This is a genomic window from Halorhodospira sp. 9628 (assembly GCF_022228075.1).
GTDB lineage: Bacteria > Pseudomonadota > Gammaproteobacteria > Nitrococcales > Halorhodospiraceae > Halorhodospira > Halorhodospira halophila_A.
This window is the reverse complement of sequence record NZ_JAJNRF010000013.1, coordinates 41,708-62,818: the sequence shown is the minus strand read 5'-3', so window position 1 is coordinate 62,818 and position 21,111 is coordinate 41,708. Positions and strand designations below refer to the sequence as shown.

22 protein-coding genes are annotated in these 21,111 nt (G+C 70.2%); 9 read left to right on the top strand and 13 right to left on the bottom strand.

Annotated features, from left to right (window positions below; translation table 11 throughout):
• Positions 1-32: 32 nt before the first annotated feature.
• Complete coding sequence (locus tag LRG10_RS11630) at positions 33-1,241, bottom strand: class I SAM-dependent rRNA methyltransferase (RefSeq protein ID WP_238635657.1); 1,209 nt, start codon at positions 1,239-1,241, stop codon at positions 33-35.
• A gap of 152 nt (positions 1,242-1,393) precedes the next feature.
• Here LRG10_RS11630 and LRG10_RS11625 point away from each other — a divergent pair, with 152 nt between their 5' ends.
• The 9 genes from LRG10_RS11625 (at position 1,394) to LRG10_RS11585 (ending at position 9,247) form a co-directional block, all read left to right on the top strand.
• Positions 1,394-2,101 (top strand): TIGR04211 family SH3 domain-containing protein, encoded by a 708-nt coding sequence (locus LRG10_RS11625; protein ID WP_238635656.1) that lies wholly within the window; start codon positions 1,394-1,396, stop codon positions 2,099-2,101.
• 4 nt (positions 2,102-2,105) lie between these two features.
• Complete coding sequence (gene argE / locus LRG10_RS11620; RefSeq protein WP_238635655.1) at positions 2,106-3,275, top strand: acetylornithine deacetylase; 1,170 nt, start codon at positions 2,106-2,108, stop codon at positions 3,273-3,275.
• A gap of 14 nt (positions 3,276-3,289) precedes the next feature.
• Positions 3,290-4,624, top strand: a complete 1,335-nt coding sequence (gene argA / locus LRG10_RS11615) for an amino-acid N-acetyltransferase (protein WP_238635654.1) — start codon at positions 3,290-3,292, stop codon at positions 4,622-4,624.
• A 30-nt stretch (positions 4,625-4,654) separates the two neighbouring features.
• Positions 4,655-5,449 carry a thymidylate synthase gene (locus tag LRG10_RS11610; protein WP_201172280.1) on the top strand — a complete coding sequence of 265 codons (795 nt, stop codon included), beginning with the start codon at positions 4,655-4,657 and terminating at the stop codon, positions 5,447-5,449.
• 88 nt (positions 5,450-5,537) lie between these two features.
• Positions 5,538-5,903, top strand: a complete 366-nt coding sequence (locus LRG10_RS13125; RefSeq protein ID WP_255772273.1) for a nucleotidyltransferase domain-containing protein — start codon at positions 5,538-5,540, stop codon at positions 5,901-5,903.
• Complete coding sequence (locus LRG10_RS11600; RefSeq protein ID WP_238635652.1) at positions 5,881-6,369, top strand: hypothetical protein; 489 nt, start codon at positions 5,881-5,883, stop codon at positions 6,367-6,369. Before LRG10_RS13125 ends, LRG10_RS11600 begins: the two co-directional genes overlap by 23 nt.
• 25 nt (positions 6,370-6,394) lie before the next feature.
• On the top strand, positions 6,395-6,883 hold the full coding sequence (locus LRG10_RS11595) for a dihydrofolate reductase (RefSeq protein ID WP_201172289.1): 489 nt from the start codon (positions 6,395-6,397) through the stop codon (positions 6,881-6,883).
• 12 nt (positions 6,884-6,895) lie between these two features.
• Positions 6,896-7,858 (top strand): radical SAM protein, encoded by a 963-nt coding sequence (locus LRG10_RS11590; protein ID WP_238635651.1) that lies wholly within the window; start codon positions 6,896-6,898, stop codon positions 7,856-7,858.
• A 309-nt stretch (positions 7,859-8,167) separates the two neighbouring features.
• A complete protein-coding gene (locus tag LRG10_RS11585) occupies positions 8,168-9,247 on the top strand; it encodes a porin (RefSeq protein WP_238635650.1) in 1,080 nt (359 codons plus the stop codon).
• Positions 9,248-9,344: 97 nt separating this feature from the next.
• Here LRG10_RS11585 and LRG10_RS11580 read toward each other — a convergent pair whose 3' ends face one another.
• From LRG10_RS11580 to LRG10_RS11525, 12 genes are all read right to left on the bottom strand, one after another.
• Positions 9,345-11,354 (bottom strand): hypothetical protein, encoded by a 2,010-nt coding sequence (locus tag LRG10_RS11580; protein WP_238635649.1) that lies wholly within the window; start codon positions 11,352-11,354, stop codon positions 9,345-9,347.
• Entirely contained in the window at positions 11,351-11,554 is a 204-nt protein-coding gene (locus LRG10_RS11575) for a hypothetical protein (RefSeq protein ID WP_201172308.1), read from the bottom strand. The genes LRG10_RS11580 and LRG10_RS11575 overlap by 4 nt, the downstream gene beginning before the upstream one ends.
• 8 nt (positions 11,555-11,562) lie before the next feature.
• Positions 11,563-12,153 carry an LPP20 family lipoprotein gene (locus LRG10_RS11570; protein ID WP_201172310.1) on the bottom strand — a complete coding sequence of 197 codons (591 nt, stop codon included), beginning with the start codon at positions 12,151-12,153 and terminating at the stop codon, positions 11,563-11,565.
• A gap of 90 nt (positions 12,154-12,243) precedes the next feature.
• Positions 12,244-12,945 (bottom strand): hypothetical protein, encoded by a 702-nt coding sequence (locus LRG10_RS11565; protein ID WP_238635648.1) that lies wholly within the window; start codon positions 12,943-12,945, stop codon positions 12,244-12,246.
• Positions 12,942-14,204: a transcription termination factor Rho gene (rho, locus tag LRG10_RS11560; RefSeq protein WP_201172324.1), complete on the bottom strand. Its 1,263-nt coding sequence runs from the start codon at positions 14,202-14,204 to the stop codon at positions 12,942-12,944. The genes LRG10_RS11565 and rho overlap by 4 nt, the downstream gene beginning before the upstream one ends.
• Positions 14,205-14,310: 106 nt before the next feature.
• Positions 14,311-14,637, bottom strand: a complete 327-nt coding sequence (trxA, locus tag LRG10_RS11555) for a thioredoxin TrxA (protein ID WP_011814842.1) — start codon at positions 14,635-14,637, stop codon at positions 14,311-14,313.
• 202 nt (positions 14,638-14,839) lie between these two features.
• On the bottom strand, positions 14,840-15,223 hold the full coding sequence (locus LRG10_RS11550; protein WP_201241672.1) for a hypothetical protein: 384 nt from the start codon (positions 15,221-15,223) through the stop codon (positions 14,840-14,842).
• 85 nt (positions 15,224-15,308) lie between these two features.
• On the bottom strand, positions 15,309-16,133 hold the full coding sequence (gene cysQ, locus LRG10_RS11545; RefSeq protein ID WP_201172328.1) for a 3'(2'),5'-bisphosphate nucleotidase CysQ: 825 nt from the start codon (positions 16,131-16,133) through the stop codon (positions 15,309-15,311).
• Between the two features lie 28 nt (positions 16,134-16,161).
• Positions 16,162-16,716 carry an ADP compounds hydrolase NudE gene (nudE, locus tag LRG10_RS11540; RefSeq protein ID WP_201172330.1) on the bottom strand — a complete coding sequence of 185 codons (555 nt, stop codon included), beginning with the start codon at positions 16,714-16,716 and terminating at the stop codon, positions 16,162-16,164.
• 65 nt (positions 16,717-16,781) lie between these two features.
• Positions 16,782-17,957 carry an acetate/propionate family kinase gene (locus LRG10_RS11535; RefSeq protein WP_201172332.1) on the bottom strand — a complete coding sequence of 392 codons (1,176 nt, stop codon included), beginning with the start codon at positions 17,955-17,957 and terminating at the stop codon, positions 16,782-16,784.
• A 14-nt stretch (positions 17,958-17,971) separates the two neighbouring features.
• Positions 17,972-19,288: a bifunctional enoyl-CoA hydratase/phosphate acetyltransferase gene (locus LRG10_RS11530; protein WP_201172334.1), complete on the bottom strand. Its 1,317-nt coding sequence runs from the start codon at positions 19,286-19,288 to the stop codon at positions 17,972-17,974.
• Positions 19,289-19,302: 14 nt separating this feature from the next.
• Entirely contained in the window at positions 19,303-21,060 is a 1,758-nt protein-coding gene (locus LRG10_RS11525; protein WP_238635647.1) for an alpha/beta hydrolase, read from the bottom strand.
• Between the last annotated feature and the right edge of the window lie 51 nt (positions 21,061-21,111).

Here is a 21,111-nt window from a genome sequence, read left to right as displayed (position 1 = left end):
GGCACGATTCACAGGGTGCAGCGTACCCGGGGTCAGGGCAAGCTGGTGGCGATCACGGCGCGCAGGAACAGCGCCTTGAGGTAGTCGGTTTCGGGGATGGCCGGATGGATCGGGTGGTCGGCGGGGAGCCCGCCGCGCTCGAGGATGCGCACCGAGCGATCCAGATGCCGCCCGGCGGCCAGCAGGATCCCCGACAGCCGCTCCTCGGGCAGGTGGGCCGAGCAGGAGCAGCTGAGCAGTACGCCGTCGCGGCCGAGCAGACGCAGCGCGGCCTCGTTGACGCTGCGGTAGCCGCGCTCGCCGGCCTTGCGGTCGCGGCGGCGCTTGATGAACGCCGGTGGGTCCACCACCGCCACGTCGTAGCGCTCCCCCTCCTGCCGGGCCACCGCCAGGTAGTCGTTCACCTCGCCCTCGACCACCGTCACCCGGTCGCCGACGCCGTTGCGCTCTGCGTTGGTGGCGATCCGATCACAGGCCTCGGCGGAGCGCTCCACGGCCACCGCCTCGCGCGCCCCGGCCACAGCGGCGGCGATGGCGAAGCCGCCGGCGTAGGCATAGGCGTCCAGCACCCGGGCGTCTTCGGCATAGGCCGCCAGGCGCTGGCGATTGCCCCGCTGATCGTAGAACCAGCCGGTCTTCTGCCCGCTCACCGACGGCACCTGGAAACGCAGGCCCGCCTCGCGGACCTCCAGCTCCTCCGGACCGGGCGCGCCGAGCCACTCCACCCGCCGGTCGAGCCCCTCGCGCTCGCGCACGTTGTTATCCGCCCGCCAGAGCACATGCGCCGGGCCGACCACCTTCGCCAGGGCATCCAGGACTTCGGCCTGGAGCCGCTCGATGCCCGCGGTGTTGGGCTGAACCACGCAACAGTCGCCGAAGCGATCGACGACCAGCCCGGGCAGGCCGTCGGCCTCGCCGTGGACCAGCCGATACCACGGCTCGGCGAAGAGGCGCTGGCGCATGGACAGGGCCACCTGCAGACGGTGGACCAGGGTGGAACGATCCAGCGACACCTTGGCGTCGCGGCTGACCAGCCGGGCGCAGATCAGCGAGTTGGGATTGACGTAGGCGCAGCCGAGGGCCTTGCCGCGGGCATCCTCCACCACCACCTGCTCGCCGGGGGCGAAGCCGCGCAGGGGGGTACGGTGGGTGTCTACCTCGTTGCTGAAGATCCACAGATGACCGGCGCGCAGGCGCCGCTCCTCGCCGGATTTCAGGCGCAGTACGGGTCGCTGCTCCATGGGGCCTCCTGAAAGGAAGCCCGGTATTCTGCGGTGCTGTCGCGCGGCACGCAATCGCACCCGGTCCGGAGCGGCGCCGATGCCCATCACCATCCGGCGATTGCTTCTTGTTAAACTGACGCCATCGTATTGGCCAAGCTGGAGCGACATCCGTGCGCATCAAGTCCGCCCCCGTCGTCATCCTCTCCGCCGCCCTGGTCACCGCCCTGCCGGCGACCTCCGTCACGGCGCAGACCGCCTATGTCGGCGACGAGATCAGCATCTCCTTCCGCACCGGTGCCGGCTCGCAGTACGCCATCGAGCGCTTCCTGAGCACCGGCGCCCCCCTGGAGGTCCTCGACCCCCCCGAGGATGCCGAGGAGCGCTTCGGCGAGGCGGCCCTGGAGGACTGGATCTACGTCCGCGACAACCGCGGCGACGAGGGCTGGGTGCAGGAGCGCTTCCTGATGGCCGAGCCGCCGGCCCGGGTGCGCATCGGCCGGGTTGAGGAAGAGCGCGACGCCGCCCTGGAGCGGATCGCAGAGCTGGAGGACGAACTGACCGGGCAGGCGGAAGAGAAGGACGCCCTGAGCGAGGAGCTGGCCGAGGCCGAGGCGCGCATCGAGGAGCTGGCGGCCGACCTGGAGGCCGCCAGCGACGGCTACGAGCTGGTCGAGGCCAACGAACAGCTCCAGGAGCGGGTGGAGCGGCTGCTCGAGCGCAACGAGCAGCTGGAGGAGCAGAACTCCGCCCTCGCCGAGCGCAGCCGCCAGGAGTGGTTTTTGGCTGGCGCCGGCGTGCTGGTGGGCGGGCTGATCCTCGGACTGATCCTGCCGCACCTGCGCCCGCGCCGCCGGGACAGCTGGGGCGGCGGGCTGTAACGCCGTGACCGCGCCGCTGCCGGCCCTGCACGAGATGATCGCCGAGCTGGTCGCCGAGCCGTCGGTGAGCAGCGTCGAGGCGGAGCACGACCAGGGCAACCGTGGCATCACCGAGCGGCTGGCCGGCTGGCTCGAGGATCTGGGCTTCGACTGCCGCATCGAGGCCCTGCCCGGCCGTCCGGAGAAGACCAACCTCACCGCCACCCTGGCCCCAGCGCGGGCACCGGAGCGGGGCGGATTGGCCCTGTGCGGGCACACCGACACCGTCCCCTGCGATCCGCAGCGCTGGTCCGGCGACCCGTGGCGCCTGCGCGAGGTGGACGGCCGCCTCTACGGACTGGGCGTGACCGACATGAAGGCGTTCCTGGCCCTGGCCGTCGAGGCGGCCCGCGAGGTCAACCCGGCGCAGCTACAGGCGCCGCTGACCCTGCTCTGCACGGCGGACGAGGAGAGCGGCATGGACGGCGTGCGCGCCCTGCTCGACGCCCACCCGGAGGGCCTGGGCCCACACCATGCAGTGGTCGGCGAGCCGACCCGCAACCACCCGGTGCACGTGCACAAGGGCATGATGATGGAGGCGCTCCACATCGAGGGGCGGGCCGGGCACTCCAGCGACCCGCGCCTGGGGCGCAACGCCCTGGACGCCATGACCCGGGTGCTCAACGCCCTGATCGCCTGGCGCGAGGAACTGGCCGCCACCCACCGGGACGAGCGCTTCGCCGTGGCCCACCCCACCCTCAACCTCGGGCACATCCGCGGCGGCGACAACCCCAACCGCATCTGCGGCGAGGCGGAGCTGCACATCGACCTGCGCCCCCTGCCCGGCATGGATCCGGCGGCACTGCAGCAGGAACTCGACCGGCGCCTGGCCGAGGCCCTCGGCGACGACGCCGTACACCTAACCCGCCGCCCCCTGTTCCCGGCCCATCCGCCCATGGCCACGCCAGCGGACGCCGAGGTGGTGCGCTTCGCCGAGTCGGTCACCGGCCACCCGGCCGGTGCCGTGGCCTTCGCCACCGAGGCGCCCTACCTGGCCCGGCTGGGCATGGACGTGGTGGTCCTCGGCCCCGGCGAGATCGAGCAGGCCCACCAGCCCGACGAGTCCATCGCCATCGAGCGCCTGGCGCCCACCGTGGCGCTGCTGCGCCGCTTCATCCACCGCTTCTGCCTGTAGGCCGCGGAGCCCCCATGCGTCTCGCCGACCTCGATCCGCAGCAGTTCGTGGAGTGGTTCCGCCACGCGGCGCCGTACATCAACGCCCACCGCGGGCGAACCTTCGTCGTCGCCTTCCCCGGCGCCGCCGTCGAGGGCCCGCGCATCGACGGCCTGGTCCACGACCTGGCGGTGCTGGCCAGCCTGGGCGTGCGCCTGGTGCTGGTCCCCGGCGCCCGCCCCCAGGTGGAGCAGCGCCTGCGCCGCCGCGGCCTGGAACCGCGCTACGCCCAGGGCAGCACCGGCCTGCGCATCACCGACGGCGACGCCCTGGAGTGCGTGCGCGATGCCATCGGCGAGGTGCGCACCCGGCTCGAGGCGCGCCTTTCCACCGGCGTGGCCACCTCACCGATGGCCGGCCTGCGCCTACGCGTAGCCTCGGGCAACGTCATCACCGCCCGCCCGGTGGGGGTGCGCGACGGCATCGATCACCTCTACACCGGCGAGGTACGCCGGGTGGACGCCGAGGCGCTGCGCCGGCGCCTGGACGACGGCGACGTGGCCCTGGTCTCGCCGCTGGGCTACTCGCCCACCGGCGAGGCGTTCAACCTCTCGGCCGAGTCCGTGGCCCGGGCCGTGGGCGAGGCGCTAGCGGCGGACAAACTCATCCATCTGACCCGGCACGCCCCCCTGCGCGACGCCGACGGCGCCCCGGTGCGCGAACTGACCCCGCGCGAGGCGCGGGCCCGCCTGGACGCCGGCGGGCTCGCCGACGACGCCCGGCGCCTGCTGCACAGCGCGCACCAGGCCTGCCTGGGCGGCGTCGGCCGGGTCCACCTGCTCGACCGCACCCAGGACGGCGCCCTGCTGCTGGAGCTCTTCACCCGGGACGGCGTGGGCACGCTGATCGCCCCGGAGCCGTTCGAGTCCCTGCGCACCGCCGGGCTCGACGACATCCCCGGCATCCTCGGCCTCATCCGCCCGCTGGAGGAGAGCGGCGCGCTGGTCTACCGCCCCCAGGAGCTGCTCGAAGAGCAGATCAGCGCCTTCACCGTGGCCGAGCGCGACGGCGCCGTAGTCGCCACCGGCGCCCTGCTGCCGTGGCCGGCCGAGGATGCCGGCGAGATCGCCTGCCTGGCCGTGGACCCGGACTACCGCGGCGCCGGGCGCGCTGACGCCCTGGTCCGCCGCCTGGAGCAGCAGGCCCGCGGCCACGGGCTGCACCGGCTGTTCGTGCTCACCACCCGGGCCGAGCACTGGTTCCGCGAACGCGGCTTCGAGCCCGCCGCCCCGGAGGCCCTACCGGCCACGCGGCGGGCGCTCTACGACCGGACCCGGGGCTCGAAGGTCCTGGTCCGGGACATTCCGTGATCCGCCAAACCTGAGGAGTGCTTCGGGCTGATGCGCGCCTATCTCGATCTCGTCCGCCACGTCATGGAGCACGGCCACCGCAAGGCCGACCGGACCGGCACCGGCACGCTGTCGATCTTCGGCCACCAGATGCGCTTCGACCTGCAGGCCGGCTTCCCGCTGGTGACCACCAAGCGCGTGTTCTGGCGCGGCGTGGCCGAGGAGCTGCTGTGGTTCATCCGCGGCAGCACCAACGCCCGCGAGCTGGAGGAGCGCGGGGTGCGGATCTGGTCGCCGTGGGCCGACCCCGACGGTGAGCTGGGGCCGGTTTACGGTGCCCAGTGGCGCAGCTGGCGCGCGGCGGACGGCGGCGAGATCGATCAGCTCCGCCAGGTACTCGACCAGCTGCGCGAGCGCCCCGACTCCCGCCGGCACCTGGTCAGCGCCTGGAACGTGGGCGAGCTTGAGCGCATGAACCTGCCGCCCTGCCACCTGCTCTTCCAGTTCTATGTGGCCGACGGGCGCCTCTCCTGCCAGCTCTATCAGCGCAGCGCCGATCTCTTCCTGGGCGTGCCGTTCAACATCGCCTCGTACAGCCTGCTCACCCACCTGGTGGCCCGCCACGTCGGCCTGGACGTGGGCGAGTTCATCTGGACCGGCGGCGACTGCCACCTCTACCTGAACCACCTGGAGCAGGCCCGCGAGCAGCTCGGCCGCGAGCCGCGGCCACTGCCCACCCTGCACATCGACCCGGCGGTCACCGACCTCTTTGCGGTGCGCTTCGAGCACCTGCAGCTGACGGGCTACGACCCCCACCCCAAGCTGACCGCCCCGGTGGCGGTGTGAATCTGCAGCCAATGACGCCGATATGCCATCATGAGGCGTGATATGACGGAGCTTTAAGCGCGACCCACGGCGACCTCAGGATGCCAACATGGCCGAGACACCCGCGAAGCCGCAGCACAATTCCAACTACCAGCGACTGCGCACTCAGCGAGCGCAGGCTGCGCGGGATCGCGTACTCCCTCTTGCTCATGAGGCATTGGGACGCCTTCAGAAGCTTGGGGTGGAAGCCCGCGTGACGGGATCACTGGCACGGGGCACATTCCACGAGCGCTCGGATGTCGACTTCCTGATCATCCGATTGCCCGACGAGGAGCTACGGTATCGGCTGGAGCGCGTCATCGAGGAGACGATGGACGGCATCCCCTTCGATGTCGTCTATCTCGATGAGGTCAGTCACCCCGAACTCCGCCGACGATTCCTTGAGGCCGCCCGTGACCGAAGCAATCTGGCGTGATATCGAGATTGAACTTGAACGTCTCGAGCGCGAGGAAGGGTTCACGCAACGCTTGCTTCAGGAAATGCCCGAAGACCCGCCGTCGGACTCTTATGTTGAATGGCGGGATAAGAAGGCGCTCGCCGATGCCGTTGAGTCCCTCTACACCGGGATGGAACGAGTCCTGAACATCGTTGCCGAGCACTGCGATGGAGAAGCGCCCGCCGGCCGCGACTGGCACCGGCGCCTTATTGACCGCCTTGCCCACGAAGGCGCCGACAGCCAACGGCCGCCATTGCTCTCATCGGAGACCGCCGAGCGGCTCCACGATCTACGCGGTTTCAGACATCGCTCCCGCCAGGGCTACGGCGCTGAACTCGACTGGCGGAAAACGCGCCGGGCCGGAGGCGACGCACTCGACGCACTAACCGCCTTCCGCAACGACCTGCACGTGTTCGGGCGAGCACTCGGCCTGCACGACCATTAACCCTCTTCCACCGGGGAACGGATTCATGGAAATCGTCCTTGTCGCCATCGTCGGCCGCAACGGCGTCATCGGCGCCGACGGCGACCAGCCGTGGCACTTCCGCTGTGACCTACAGCACTTCAAGGCGATCACCCGCGGCCACCCGGTGATCATGGGCCGGCGCACCTTCGCCGCCATCGGCCGCCCGCTGCCGCAGCGGACCAACATTATCCTCAGCCGCGACCCGGCCTTCGCCGCCGAAGGCGTCGAGGTGGCCGCCGACGCGGAGAGCGCCCTGGCCCGCGCCCAGGCGGCGGCCGGGGGCGAGCAGGTGATGATCCTCGGCGGCGGCGCGGTCTACCGGCTCTTCCTGCCCCGCGCCCACCGGGTGGAGCTGACCGAGGTGGATGACGCCCCGCCCGGCGACACCACCTTCCCGGCGCTGGGCGACGACTGGCGGGAGACCGCCCGGGACGAGGCCGAGGAAGACGGCTACCGCCTGACCTTCCGCACCCTGCTCCGTCGCGACGGTTGACCCGGAGGCGCCGTGTACCAGTACCTGTTCGGCCCCGTCCCCTCCCGCCGTCTGGGCATGTCCCTGGGCGTGGATCTGGTCCCGCACAAGGTGTGCAGCTTCAACTGCGTCTACTGCGAGTGCGGCCGCACCACCCGGCTGACCGTCGCCCGCGACGCCTACGTACCGCTGGAGGCGGTGACCGCCGAGCTCGAGCACTACCTGGCCCACCACCGCCCGCCGGATTTCTTCACCTTCTCCGGCGCCGGTGAGCCCACCCTCAACAGCCACCTGGGCGACGTGCTGGCCTTCATCCGCGAGCGCGCGCCGCAGGCGCGCACGGCGGTGATCACCAACGCCAGCCTGATCGACGACCCGCAGGTGCGCGCCGAGCTGGCCGGCGCCGATGTCGTCATGCCGTCGCTGGATGCCGCCACCGAGCGAACCTTCCGGCGCATGGACCGCCCCTCGCCGCGGGTGCGCCTGCAGCCACTGCTCGACGGCCTGGTGGCCTTCCGCGACCGCTTCAGCGGGGCCATTTGGCTGGAGGTGGTGATCCTCCCCGGCCACAACGACAACCCCGAGGACCTGGCCGCCCTGCGCGAGGCCCTGGTGCGCATCCGCGCCGACCGCATCCAGCTCAATACCCTTGACCGCCCCGGCACCGAGACCGACCTACAGCCCGCCCCGCGCGAGCAGTTGGAGCGAATCGCCGCCGAATGGGGGCTGGGGAACGTCCACGTGGTCGGCGCCGCCCCGCCCCCTGCCACCGAGGCGGGCTACCGCAGCGATGGCGGCTCCAACACCGTACTCGCGACCCTGGCCCGCCGCCCCTGCACCGCCGACGACCTGGCGCACCTGCTCGGCCTCCCCACCGACGAGGTGACCGCACGCCTGGCCACCCTGGAGGCAGAGGGGCAAATCACCGCCGTGGTGCAGGAGCGCGGGGTGTTCTACCAGGCCACGGACCGCGCCGCCCGGGGCGAGGCGGAGTGACGTCAGGGACTTGGGTGCCGCGAAGCCACGCACGCCTTCAACCACTACTGCAAGAGGCCTGCGAAACTTATTGAAAATATTGCGCCATTCCCCACCAGACGTATTGCGCCGATCCTCGACCATCGTGTAAAAGGTGGCGTATCCGCTGAGCCGCTTGAAAAGGCTCAACGGAGCCCGTGACGCGGGGGCACTCAAGCATCGCCGGCACCGGCCGACAACGGTTGGTGAGGGACCGGCTCGCGGAAACGGCGGCCCCGGCTGACAGAACGACAAAAGCAGAAGCTCAGAAAAAGACGAGGAGCACCCCCTATGAAGAAGCAACTCATCACCCTGGCGACGGCCACCGCCATGACCGCGCCCGCCGCCGTGCTGGCCGACGCCCACAGCGACGGTCCGGAGGTCTATGGCCGCGTGCACCTGTCCCTCGACCACGAGGGTTACGACGTCAACGCAGCCGGAGACAGTGGCGACCTCACCCTCGCCTCCCGGACCTCGCGGATCGGCGTCCGCGGCTCTGAGGAAGTCTCCTATGGGCTCACCGCGATCTACCAGTTCGAGCACCAGCTGGACGCCTCCGACTCAGGCTTCAGTGGCCAGCAACTGCGGGATACTTTCGTCGGCGTGCAGGGCGACTGGGGCCAGGTTCGTGCCGGCCGCCTGCCCGCGCTGAACGGCATCGTCTACGGGCCGGGTAATTTCTTCCCCACCCAGGCCGGTGACCCGGGCAACGTGCTCCTGGCAATGGGCGCCGCGGAGGACGATGGTAGTTTCCTGGGCGGCCGCGCTAGCGGCGTGGTCGAGTACACCACCGCCCTCGCCGGGCCGGTGCAGGCAAGTGTCCAGTTCATCCCCTCCGCTTACGAAGAGCCCGGCGATCACGAACACGATTACAGCCTCTGGGTCACTTACGACGAAGGGCCACTGGCGGCACAGGGCACGGTCTACGTCTATCACTACGATGATGATCCGGTTGGGTCCGGGGCTGAAGCGGGCGATAACGACACGCTGGCTGCTCTGCAGGCCGAGTATGATTTCGGCCTCTTCCGTGTAGGCGGTGGCTTTGCCACTGTTAGCTCAGACGTGGATGACATGGACGACTCCGCAGCGTGGCTCGGGGCAGGCTTTGACGTGACCGAAACCGGCACCATCAACGTTCAGTACTCCGGGCTGATGGCGGATAGGGATGACGCCGACGCCTCGATCATCGCGCTCGGCTTCACCGAAGCCCTCAGCGACCGTACGTCGGCCTACGCGAACGTAGCATTCATCGACAACGATGAGAAAAACGCCGTCAACCCTCACTCGTACGCCTCAACTGGCCCGCAGGACGGCATTGCGAACGATGAAGACGGCCAAGTGGTCTCCGTCGGCGTCATCCACGACTTCTAAAGCGGTCCTCACCCGCACAACAAGAAGCCCCGGGTGCAACCGGGGCCTTGTCTGACTCCAGGGCGCCCTCGGGCGCCCTTTTTTTGTCGGGATCGGGCTAATCGAAGTGGGTGCCGGGGCGGGCCTCGACCTCGGCGGGCAGGCGGTAGCCGCGCTCCATGGCCGTGCCGCCGAGACCGACGAGCAGCAGCGGGCGCAGGCCCTCGCCGCCGGCGGCGATGCGCGCGCTGACCAGCCACGGTCCCCACTGCCCGCCCAGCTCGAGGAAGGGGTAGCGATTGGAGCTGCGCCCGCCGGGCATGGGGACCGCGCTCTCGTCGTCGTCCCAGCGACTGCGTTCCCACGCCTGGTTGGCGGTGAGCCAGCCCACGCCCGTCTCGCCCAGGGGCCGCCACAACCCGGCGCCGATGGTCAGCTGCACGGTGTCCAGATCGACATCAGCACGCTGACCGGCAACGTCCTCGACCCGGTAGCTCACACTGCGCAGGCCGAGACTGCCGCTGGCGGTAACCGGCAGGCGGTCGGCGAAGTACTGCCCCTGAACGCCGAAGTGGACGTTGAGTTCGCCGTCGCGCTCCACCCGGGTAAGCCCATCGAAGCCGTCCGGGCGGTCGCTGTAATCGACCCCGCCGTCGCTGCCCGGCAGGCGGTAGCTGTCGTAGGGCTCGCCGCCAAGGCTGCCCACGCTCACGCCCCAGCGCCAGCCGTAGTGGTAGGGGTGGCGGTAGCGCGGCTCCTTGTAACGGCGCTCGATGCGCTGGTCCGGGCGCAGCACCAGCTCATCGACGACGTCCTGGTAGTCGGGGTCATCCCGGGTGACGCGCACCGTGTACGCCCCCGCCTCGGCGGGGCGGCGGATGGCACCGGGCTCCTGGTGGTCGTGGCTGTCCAGGCGGATGACGCTGTGCCGGCCGGCGGCACGCAGGTCCAGGTGGCCGTACTGGCGCTCGGTCAGGCGGGCCGAGAAGTAGGCCGCCGGGCTCCGCTCGCCGACTTCCACCGTGGCCGTCTCGCCGCGGTACTCGGCGGTGTCCAGCACCCGGATGCGGTAGCGCTGCCCCGGACGCACCGGCACCCGCGCCGGGGTGACGTAGTCGCGCCCGTCGATGCGCACCACCGCCCCGGCGGGCTGGGTGTGCAGGTAGAGGGTGGCTTGCTCGGCGTCCGCCCACGCCTCCGGCTGCAACGCCACCAGGCAACAGAATTGGGCGGGCAGTCCGGCGGGCTGATCCGGGGCACCGAGGACCTGGACGCGGATCTCGCCACCGAGACCGCGCAGACTGCGCGCCGCTGTCCGGCCGTTGTCGTCGGTGAGCAGGGTCATGCCGCCGATGCGCAGCTTGAGGTTGGGCTGTGGGCGCAGGGAGTGGCGGTCCACGGCCACGAAGCGGACCTCGCCGTCGGTCACCACCGGGATCACCTGCAGTTGCGCGGCGGCCTCCCGGGCGGTCTCCTCGAAGTAGGCGGCGAAGGTGGTCTCGCCCAGGCGGGGGCTGTAGAGTCGCTCATCGCCCACGCCGGTGCGCACCACCGTCTGGTGGCCCCGCGCCGCGCGGGCGAAGCGCTGCCCGGGGCGGTCCTCGGGCACCGCCTCGGTGAGCTCGAACTGCGCCATGGCCGGGGCGTTGCGCCGGGCCTGGGCGCGCAGCCGATCCATGCGCCCATCGGGCAGGCGAACCCGGACGTACCACCCTTCGGCCACCCGCTGCTCGGCCACTACGCTTGCACCCTCCAGGGCGACGTGGCTCACCGAGGCCACGGTGGCGGTAAGTTCCAGCTCGGTGTCCCGCTCCACCTCGTCCCCGGCGACCTCACCCCGGCGTTGCAGGCTGCGGAAGACCTCGCGCTGCTCGCCGCGCACGGCGGTGACCACCTCACCGGCGATCTCGTAGAGGGCCGACTGGCGTGCCTCCTCGGGGGTCTCGCCGGTGCCGTGCCCGTAGGTGTAACCCGGCTCCGCCGCCGCCCGCCCCTGCTCGCGCAACTCCGCAGCATCGGGGTGGCGATCGCCGAGCCAGGCACACCCGCCGCCGAGCACCATCCCGCCAACCAGCAGCAGGACGGCGGCGAAACGTGGCAGGCGGCCCGGCACGGGAGCCCCCGTCACCGCTGCTGCATGCGGTCGCGATGCTCGTCCCGGGCCCGTTCCAGATCCTGCTCGGCCTGCTCCCGCTCCTCGCGGGTCTCGGCCTCCTCCAGGGCGCGCTCGGCGGCCCGCTCGCTGGCGCTGCGCTCAACCCGCTCGGCACAGCCGCCGAGCAGCAGCGCGCCGAGCAGCGGGATCAACAACGTCCGGCCACGGCGCATGGTGCCCCCTACTGGTTGACCCGCTCGCGCAGCCGGTCCAGGTGGTTCTCGGCGGCGCCGCGCAGATCCGAACGCAGCCCATCGTCGTCCTCGGCGCCGATGGCGCGGAAGTAGGCGTCGAAGTCCTGCTCCAGATCGTACTGCGACATCACCACCCAGCGGCCGTCCTCGGTGACGTCGGTGCGTTTGACCTGCACGCCGACCAGGGTCTGGTCGATCCACTGCTCGGTGCTCTGCTGCAGCTGCTGCCGGGTGCGCGCGCCCTCCTCGTCACGGCCCAGGTCCTGACGGTCGAAGTATTCGCTGTTGAGCGCCTGGATGGTCTGGGTCAGCTGCTCGGCGATCTCGGCGGCGGCGTTGGTGCGCGCCTGGCGGCGCATCTGATCCGGATAGTCCGGCTCGGCCTGGGAGACGCCGAAGCCGTAGACCACCATGGACTCCTCCGGCGTCTCGCGCTGCACGTACCAGCCGGGCAGCCCCAGGCGCTCTTCGGCCTCAGGCTCGGTCTCGGGCGGCTCGTCGGGGGTGGTGCCGCAACCGATCAGGGTCGCGGCCAAGGCGCTGGCCGCCAGCAGGGCGGGGAAACGGTTCAGGGGCATGGATCCTCCGGGGTGAAAGCCGCTTCGTGGATGGTCTCCACCAGTCCCTACTATAGCCCAATCACCCCTGCTGCGCGCCGGGTATCCGGGCTAGAAGATGCGGCCGAAGACCATGTGCACGCCGGCGCTGCCGCCGGTGTCCGCGTGCAGGCCGACGTAGCCGGTGCGATCGACCATCAGATCGAGCTGGGTGTAGGCGCCGGTGAGCCGGTCCTGCTCGAAGCCGTCGCGTACACCATTCACGTACTGATCGCCATCGATGGCACTGAGGTAGCCGCCCACACTCCAGCGCACCGGGCCGACGCGCACCACCGGCCCGAGCCGCGCCTGCAGCTCGGTCCACTCGCGCTCGACCTCGCGGCCGTTGCTGCTGCCGTCGACGTCGTGCCAGGTGTAGCGGACCTCGCCGAGCAGGCTCACCGGCTCGCGGTGGAACAGGTGCGAGCGCACGCCGGCGCCGATGTAGTAACCGCTGAGCCGTGTGGTGTCGGCCACCTGGCTGTCGGGGGCGGGGCCGGGGTCGTCCACCCGGGAGCGCATCCAGCCGCCGAACAGGCCGGGCTGGATCTGCGGGTTGCCGACCTCGAAGAGCTGGAAGCCGACGCGGCTGGTGCGGTGCTCGACGGTGCGATCACCGTAGTCGAGGTCGGTCTGGGCGTGGGCACCGCTGATGCGCAGATCCACGTCGTATCCGCGCTCACCCTGGTAGCCGTGCGCCGACGCCGGGCCGGCCACCGCCATCACCACGGCGGCGATCAGCGGGGAACGGACGCGGCGGCGCGGGAGGGTCATGTGCGCTTCATGGCCTCGAAGAACTCGGTGTTGGTCTTGGTGTCCTTGAGCTTGTCGAGGAGGAACTCGATGGCGGCGACTTCGTCCATGTTGTTCAGGAGCTTGCGCAGGATCCAGGTCTTCTGCAGCTCCTCCGGGGTCATCAGCAGTTCCTCGCGGCGGGTCCCGGAGCGGTTGAGGTGGATGGCCGGGTAGATGCGCTTCTCGGCGATCTTCCGGTCCATGTGCAGCTCCATGTTGCCGGTACCCTTGAACTCCTCGTAGATCACCTCGTCCATGCGCGAGCCGGTCTCCACCAGCGCGGTGGCGAGGATGGTCAGGCTGCCGCCCTCCTCGACATTGCGCGCCGCGCCGAAGAAGCGCTTGGGCCGGTGCAGGGCGTTGGCGTCGACACCGCCGGTGAGCACCTTGCCGGAGGACGGCACTACCGTATTATAGGCGCGCGCCAGGCGGGTGACGGAGTCGAGCAGGATGACCACGTCCTTCTTATGCTCGACCAGGCGCTTGGCCTTCTCGATGACCATCTCGGCGACCTGGACGTGGCGCGAGGCCGGCTCGTCGAAGGTGGAGGAGACGGTCTCGGCGCTGAGCACCGAGCGGGCGAACTCGGTGACCTCCTCGGGCCGCTCGTCGATGAGCAGGACGATGAGGTAGCACTCGGGGTAGTTGTAGGTGATGCTCTGGGCGACGTTCTGGAGCATCATCGTCTTGCCGGCCTTCGGCGGCGAGACGATCAGGCCACGCTGGCCCTTGCCGATGGGGGCGACCAGATCGATGACGCGGGCGGTGAGGTCCTCGGTGGAGCCGTTGCCCCGCTCCATGCGCATGCGGTCGCGGGTAAAGAGCGGCGTCAGGTTCTCGAAGAGGACCTTGTTCTTGGCCGCCTCCGGCGGCTCGAAGTTGATCTGGTCAACCTTGAGCAGCGCGAAGTAGCGCTCGCCATCCTTGGGCGGGCGGATCTTGCCGGTGATGGTGTCCCCGGTACGCAGCGCAAAGCGCCGGATCTGGCTGGGCGAGACGTAGATATCGTCGGGCCCGGCCATGTACGAGGCATCGGCGGAGCGCAGGAAGCCGAAGCCGTCCTGGAGGATCTCGAGGACGCCGTCGCCGTAGATGGAGTCGCCGTTCTTGGCGTGGGCCTTGAGGATGGCAAAGATGATGTCCTGCTTCCGGGAGCGGGCAGTGCCCTCAATGCCCATGGACTGGGCGATCTCCAGGAGTTCGGTGGCTGGCTTTCTCTTGAGCTCGGTGAGATTCATGGTTCGCTTCGGCGTGGGGAGGGTCACGGGGGCGCCGTCCCGCCGGAGGTCCGCAGGGGCGCGGTAGCGCGGGACTGCATCCGGGGGCGGCGCCGCGGCGGTTTCGCTACAGGTTGCTGTCGATGAACGCGGTCAGCTGGGACTTGGACAGGGCGCCGACCTTGGTGGCCTCGACGTTCCCGCCCTTGAACAGCATCAGCGTGGGGATCCCGCGGATGCCGTACTTCGGCGGCGTTTCCGGGTTCTCGTCGATGTTCAGCTTGACCACCTTGAGGCGGTCGCCGTAATCGGCAGCGATCTCTTCGAGAATGGGGCCGATCATTTTGCACGGGCCACACCACTCGGCCCAGTAATCCACCAGCACCGGCACGCTGGCTTGAAGCACTTCCTGCTCGAAATTCTGGTCGGTGGCGTGCACGATTGCGTCGCTCACGGTAGAAGACCTCCAGGTTCGATTGCGTCGATATGGGCGGAGCCGCTGCGCGGGGCTCGGAAAATTGGAAACCGCTCGCTGATTGGAACCGAGGATCCCGACAAGGGGGCCGAATGCGGGATTGGGCGCTGCGCTGCCAAAAGAGCCGGTGCGCGACGCGCGGTTGTAGTAGGACGGAAAATAGCGGCCCTCGGCCAGCGTGTCAACTGCGCTGGCAGGCGCCGAGCGCTTCGCAGCAGCGCAGACCACGCTCTGCCACCTGTTTGAGGTCGCGCAGGGCGTCGTGGGCGGCGAGGATCCGCTCCTGGGTCTGCTCGCCGGCGCCTTCGTCGGCGATGGCTGCGGCGCGTGCCGAATCCGCCGCCTGCTCGAGTTCGATCACCCGGGCGCGGAAACAGCACAAGCGCTGACACTCGACGCAGTTGAGTGTCGCCTCACTCTTGCGCAGCAGCTCCTCGAACACCGCCCGCAGCACCGGCGAGGCGCCCGGGTCGCTGCAGACCGCCGCCACCGCCTCGGCGACGCAGTGGCTGATACGGGTCAGCTGCGCTTCCACCTCTTCCAAGGGGGCCATGGACTCGGCCAATTCCGGTTACCTCCGCTACGGGACAGGCTATGATCCTCTAATGATGCGGGTGAGACTCCACAATCACAAGTACCCCGCTGGCGGCCTAGCGTCGCGCCTCCCAGGGCAGGCCGTCGGTAATGCGCGCCCAGTCGTAGGCCGGGTCGCCCACGGCGATGAAATCGGGATTGAGCAGCGACGCCCCGGTGTTGTAACGCAGCGGGTCCCCGCCGACGTCCATCAGGCGACCGCCGGCGGCCTCCAGCACGCACTGCGCCGCACCGGTGTCCCACTCGCAGGTGGGCCCGAAGCGCGGGTACAGGTCGGCCTCGCCCTCGGCAATGCGGCAGATCTTCAGCGAGCTGCCCACCGAGAGTTCGCGGTAATCGCCCAGCCGGGCGAGGATATCGGACACCGCCGCCTCGCGGTGGGAGCGGCTGACCACGGCGGTCAGCGGCGGCTCGGCCGCCCGGGTGCGGATGCCGCGCCGCTCTCCGCCGGCCTCGCGCCAGGCACCGGCGCCTGCCGCAGCCGCCCACGTCACCCCCAGATCCGGGGCGTGCACCACGCCGAGCACCGGGCGACCGCCGTCGACCAGCGCGATGTTCACGGTGAACTCACCGTTGCGCTTGATGAACTCCCGGGTGCCGTCCAGCGGGTCGATCAGCCAGTACTGCCCCCACGCCGCGCGCTCGGCCGGCTCGATGTCCTCGCCCTCCTCCGAAAGCTGCGGCAGATCGGGGGTCAGGCCGCCCAACCCGGCCCGGATGGCGTCGTGGGCCGCCTGGTCGGCCCGGGTCAACGGGCTGTCGTCCGCCTTGGCCTCCACCTCGAAGTCGGCGGTGCGGTACACCGCCATGATGCGCTCACCGGCCTGCTCGGCGATCTCCTGCACCGGCGCCAGCCAGCGCTGCCACTGTTGCTCTGCCATCATCCCTTCCGTGTCGTTCGGGCGCGCATTACGCCGTGCGCGCCGCCAGGTGATCCCGCGCCAGGAACAGCGCGGTAATCGAGCGCGCCTCGGTCAGATCGGCCTGCCCGAGGAGCCGTTCCAGCTCTTCCAGCGGCCAGGGCACCACCTCGATCGGCTCCGGCTCATCACCGGGCAGGGGATGCTCGTAGAGCCCCTCGGCGAGGATGAGCTGCGTGCGGTGACTGAAGTAGGCGGGCGCCAGGGTGACGCTGCGCAGCACGGTGAGCCGCTCGGCGCCGTAGCCGACCTCCTCCATGAGCTCGCGGTTGGCAGCGCGCAGCGGGTCCTCCTCGGGCTCCACGCGGCCTTTGGGCAGCCCCAGCTCGTAGCACTCGGTGCCGGCGGCGTACTCGCGGATGAGCAGCACCTCGCCACGGGTGTTCACCGGGACCACCAGCACCGCCCCGGCTGCGCTGCCCCCCAGTCGCTCGTACTCCACCTCGACGCCGTTACGAAAGCGCAGCCCCACCGACTCGATGCGAAACAGCCGCGAGCGGGCAACGGTGCTGCGGTGGAGCGTCTCCGGGTAGCGATCGCTCATCGGCCCTGCCTTTTTTCGCGTCGGGCCATTGTACATCCCCCGACCCGGCGGCGGCGAGCGCCGCCTCAGGCGGCCAGGCGGGCGGTGTGGGCGGCGATGACCCGCTCCTCGTCGGTGGGGATAACCCAGGCGCGAAGGGCGCTGCCCGCCGCGGTCAGCCGGGGTCCACCGGCCTCGTTGGCGGCGCCGTCGAGCTCCAGGCCGAGCCAGGCCAGCCCCTCGAGGATGCGCCGGCGCACCGGCGTGGCGTGCTCGCCGATCCCGGCGGTGAAGACCACAGCGTCCAGCCCGCCGAGGACCGCAGCCAGGCCACCGATCTCGCGCAGCGTACGGTGGCAGAAGAGATCCACCGCCTCTTCGGCGGCCGGGTCGTCGCTGTCGAGGAGCACGCGCATGTCGGCGGAGAGCCCGGAGACGCCCAGCAGCCCGGACTCGCGGTAGAGCAGGCGCTCGACCTCCGCCGCCGTCATCCCCTCCTGCTGGAGCAGGTGCAGGATCACCCCGGGGTCGATGTTGCCGCAGCGCTGCCCCATGGGCAGACCGTCCAAGGCGGTAAAGCCCATCGTCGTGGCCACGCTGCGCCCGCCGGCCAGGGCGCAGAGGCTGGCGCCGGCGCCCAGGTGGGCGACCACGGTGCGCCCTGCCGCGGCGGCCGGATCGTATTCCGGCAGGCGGGCGGCGATGTACTCGTAGGAGAGGCCGTGGAAGCCGTAGCGGACCACGCCACGCTGCTCGTAGGCACGCGGCAGGGCGAAGCGCTGGGCGACCGCCGGCTGGGTGCGGTGGAAGGCGGTATCGAAGCAGGCCACCTGGGGCAGTTCTGGCGCCACCCGGCGCACCGCTTCGACAGCGGCCAGGTTGTGCGGCTGGTGCAGCGGCGCCAGGGGCTCGAGCTGGTGCAGGGCCTCGAGCACCGCCGCGTCGATGACCACCGGCGCGCTGTGCGCCTGGCCACCGTGGACGATGCGGTGCCCGGCGGCCACCAGATTCAGCTCGCCCAGATGGGCGCGAACCGCGTCGAGCACGGCCGACAGCGCCGCATCGTGGTCGGCACCGGCCCGCAGCTCGCGGGTGGCGACCGCCCCCTGCAGATCATCCACGTGCAGCCGTGCCGCGGCCCCGATCCCCTCCACCTGGCCACGCAGGTGCAGGGTCAGGGCGTCTTCATCCCCGTGCCGGTAGACCGCGTACTTGACGCTGGAAGAGCCGGCGTTGAGGACGAGGATGGCGTCGTCGGGCATCGGGCCGCCTCCGGCTAGAGGTGAGCCAGACCGCGGCGCTGGCGGTCAGCCACCAGCAGCGCAATGGCGCAGGAGGCCAGCCGGGCGATGACGTCATCGGCCCGGGAGGTGAGCACGATGGGCACCCGGGCGCCGAGAACGATCCCCGCCGCCTCGGCATCAGCCAGGTAGTAGAGCTGCTTGGCCATCATGTTGCCGGACTCGAGATCGGGCGCGATGAGGATATCCGGGTTGCCGGCCACCCGCGAGTGGATGCGCTTGGTCCGCGCCGCGCTCTCGGAGATGGCGTTGTCGAAGGCCAGCGGGCCGTCGAGCAGACCGCCGGTGATCTGCCCCCGGTCGGCCATCTTGCACAGCGCCGCGGCGTCGAGGGTCGAGGGGATCTCCGGGTTCACCGACTCGGTGGCCGAGAGGATGGCCACCTTGGGCTCGGCCACGCCGAGGGCGTGGGCCAGCTCGATGGCGTTCTGGCAGATATCCCGCTTGCAGGCCAGGTTGGGGGCGATGTTGATGGCCGCGTCGGAGATCAGCAGCGGGCGCGGATAGGTGGGCACATCCATGGCGTAGACGTGGCTGATGCGCCGCTCGGTGCGCAGCCCCTTCTGCCGGCTGACGACCGCGCCCATCAGCTCGTCGGTGTGCAGCGAGCCCTTCATCAGGCCCTCGACCTCGCCGCGGCGGGCCAGGTCCACGGCCACCTCGGCGGCCTGGTGGGAGTGCTCGACGTCGATGATCGGCGTTGCCCCCAGCTCCAGCCCCGCCTCGTCGGCGGCGGTGCGGATCTTGTGCTCGGGCCCGACCAGGGTGAGCGTCATCAGATCGTGCTCTGCCGCCTGCATGGCGCCCTGTAGAGCCAGGGCGTCCACCGGGTGGACCACGGCGACGCTCATCGCCGTCAGGTCGTCGGCCATGCGCAGCAGGCGGTGGAGTTGCCGACGCCGCCCCTTGCTGGTCCCGGCCAGGCTGCCCGGCTCGCCGTTGATGCGCTCAGTGGGCACGCGCACGGTGATCTGTCCGCTGATCACCGGGTCGCCGGTGTCCTTGACCGCGCGGGCGGCGATCACCGCCTGCCCGGTCTCGGCATCCTTCTCGACCACTTCCAGGGTGATGGTGACCACGTCGCCGATGGCGACACTGCCCTGGTAGATCAGATCCTGGGCCACCGGCTGGGTGCCGGGGCCAGGCAACTCGGTACAAACCGCGTTGACCAGCATCGTCCCCGGCCACAGGCCCTCGCCGAGGGTGCGCACATCCTGGTGATTGAGTCGGCTGGTGGTCTCCACCTGCTGGCCGGGGTGGAGCTCGTCGAAGAGGAAATTCTGCACCGTCATCGAGACACCCCGGCTCACTGCTGCAGCACGTAGGTGCCGGGGGCGTCGGTCAGCGGCTGGTACGAGCCCTCGCTCTGCCCCACGCCGGGCGGCGCCACACGGTTGCCCGAACGCTCGCGCAGCCACTGCTCCCACTCCGGCCACCACGAGCCCTGCTGCTCCGTCGCCTTCTCGAGAAAGACATGGGAAGGCACGTAGGGATCACCGATCCGCCGCGCCAAGCTGCGGTAGATGCGGCGGGGATGCCCCGGCGGCGTGACGATGCCGGCGTTGTGCCCGCCCTGGGTGAGGGCAAAGGTGACATCGGCGCGCGGCAGGAAGCGGTTGATCTTGTAGACCGAGCGCCAGGGCGCGATGTGGTCCTTTTCGGTGCCTACGGCAAAGGTCGGCACCTGGATATCGCCGATGTGGATCGGCTGACCACCGACGTCGTAGCGATCCTCGACGAAGTCGTTGTTCAGGAACAGATCCCGCAAGTACTCGCTGTGCATGCGGTACGGCAGCCGGGTGGTATCGGCGTTCCAGGCCATCAGGTCGATGACCGGGCTGCGCTGGCCCATGAGGTAGTCGTGGATCAGCCGCGAGTAGATCAGGTCCTTGGAGCGCAGCAGCTGGAACGCACCGGCCATCTTGGCGCCGTCCAGGTAGCCCTCCTCCCACATCATGTCCTCGAGGAAGGTAACCTGGCTCTCGTCGATGAATAGGTCCAGCTCGCCCGGCTCGGTGAAGTCGGCCTGGGCGGCGAGCAGGGTCATCGTGGCTAGGCGGTCGTCACCGTCGCGGGCCATGGTGGCCGCGGCCAGCATCAGCAGCGTGCCCCCCAGACAGTAGCCGACGGCGTGGATCTGGCGCTCCGGCACGATGGTCGAGACCGCATCCAGGGCGTCCATGACACCGTCCCGGCGGTAGGTGTCCATGCCCAGGTCGCGATCTTCGCGCCCCGGATTCTTCCAGGAGATGACGAAGACCGTGTGGCCCTTGCCCACCAGGTACTCGATGAGCGACTTGCCCGGACGCAGATCGAGGATGTAGTACTTCATGATCCACGCCGGGCAGATGAGGATCGGCTCCGGGTAGACGGTCTTGGTGGTGGGTTCGTACTGGATCAGCTCCATGATCCGGTTGCGGTAAACCACCTTGCCCGGTGTCACCGCCAGGTTCTCGCCCACCTTCCACTGCTCGGCGCCCACCGGCGCGCGGCCGCTGATCGTGCGCTCGCTGTCCTCGAGCAGGTTGGCGAAGCCCTGTACCAGGTTGGCACCGCCCTGGCTGAGGGTCTCGTCGAGGACCTCGGGGTTGGTGGGCAGGAAGTTGGACGGCGAGTAGAAGTCGAGCACCTGCCGGCCCATGAAGTTGACCACGTCCTCGTGGTGCTGGCTCACCCCACGAATGCCCGTCGTGGCGCTGTGCCACCACTGCTGGGTCAGCAGGAAGCCCTGCTCGAGCACGTCGTAGGGGAAACGGTGCCACTGCTCGGCGCTGAAACGGTCGTCCCCGGACCACGGCTTGGTGCAGGGCTCCGGGCAGGTGCCGGTCAGGCGACTAAAGACGTAGGCGTTGTAGCGCAGGGTGTTGCGCATCGCCTCGTCCATGAGCGCGAACTGCTTGCCCGGGTGGCTGGCCAGATGCACGGCCCAGTCGAAGGTGGCCAGCGACAACGCCGCCGGCGACAGCCCGAGGGTCATCCGGCCCAGGCCGGCGTGGAACAGGCGATCAACGGTCAGCGCTTCGCGCTCACCTTCCTCGAACTCGGGCATCAGGGGGTGGACCATGGTGGGGCTTCCTCGACGTTGCCAACGGGCCGCTCTCGGCGCCCGCGGGCG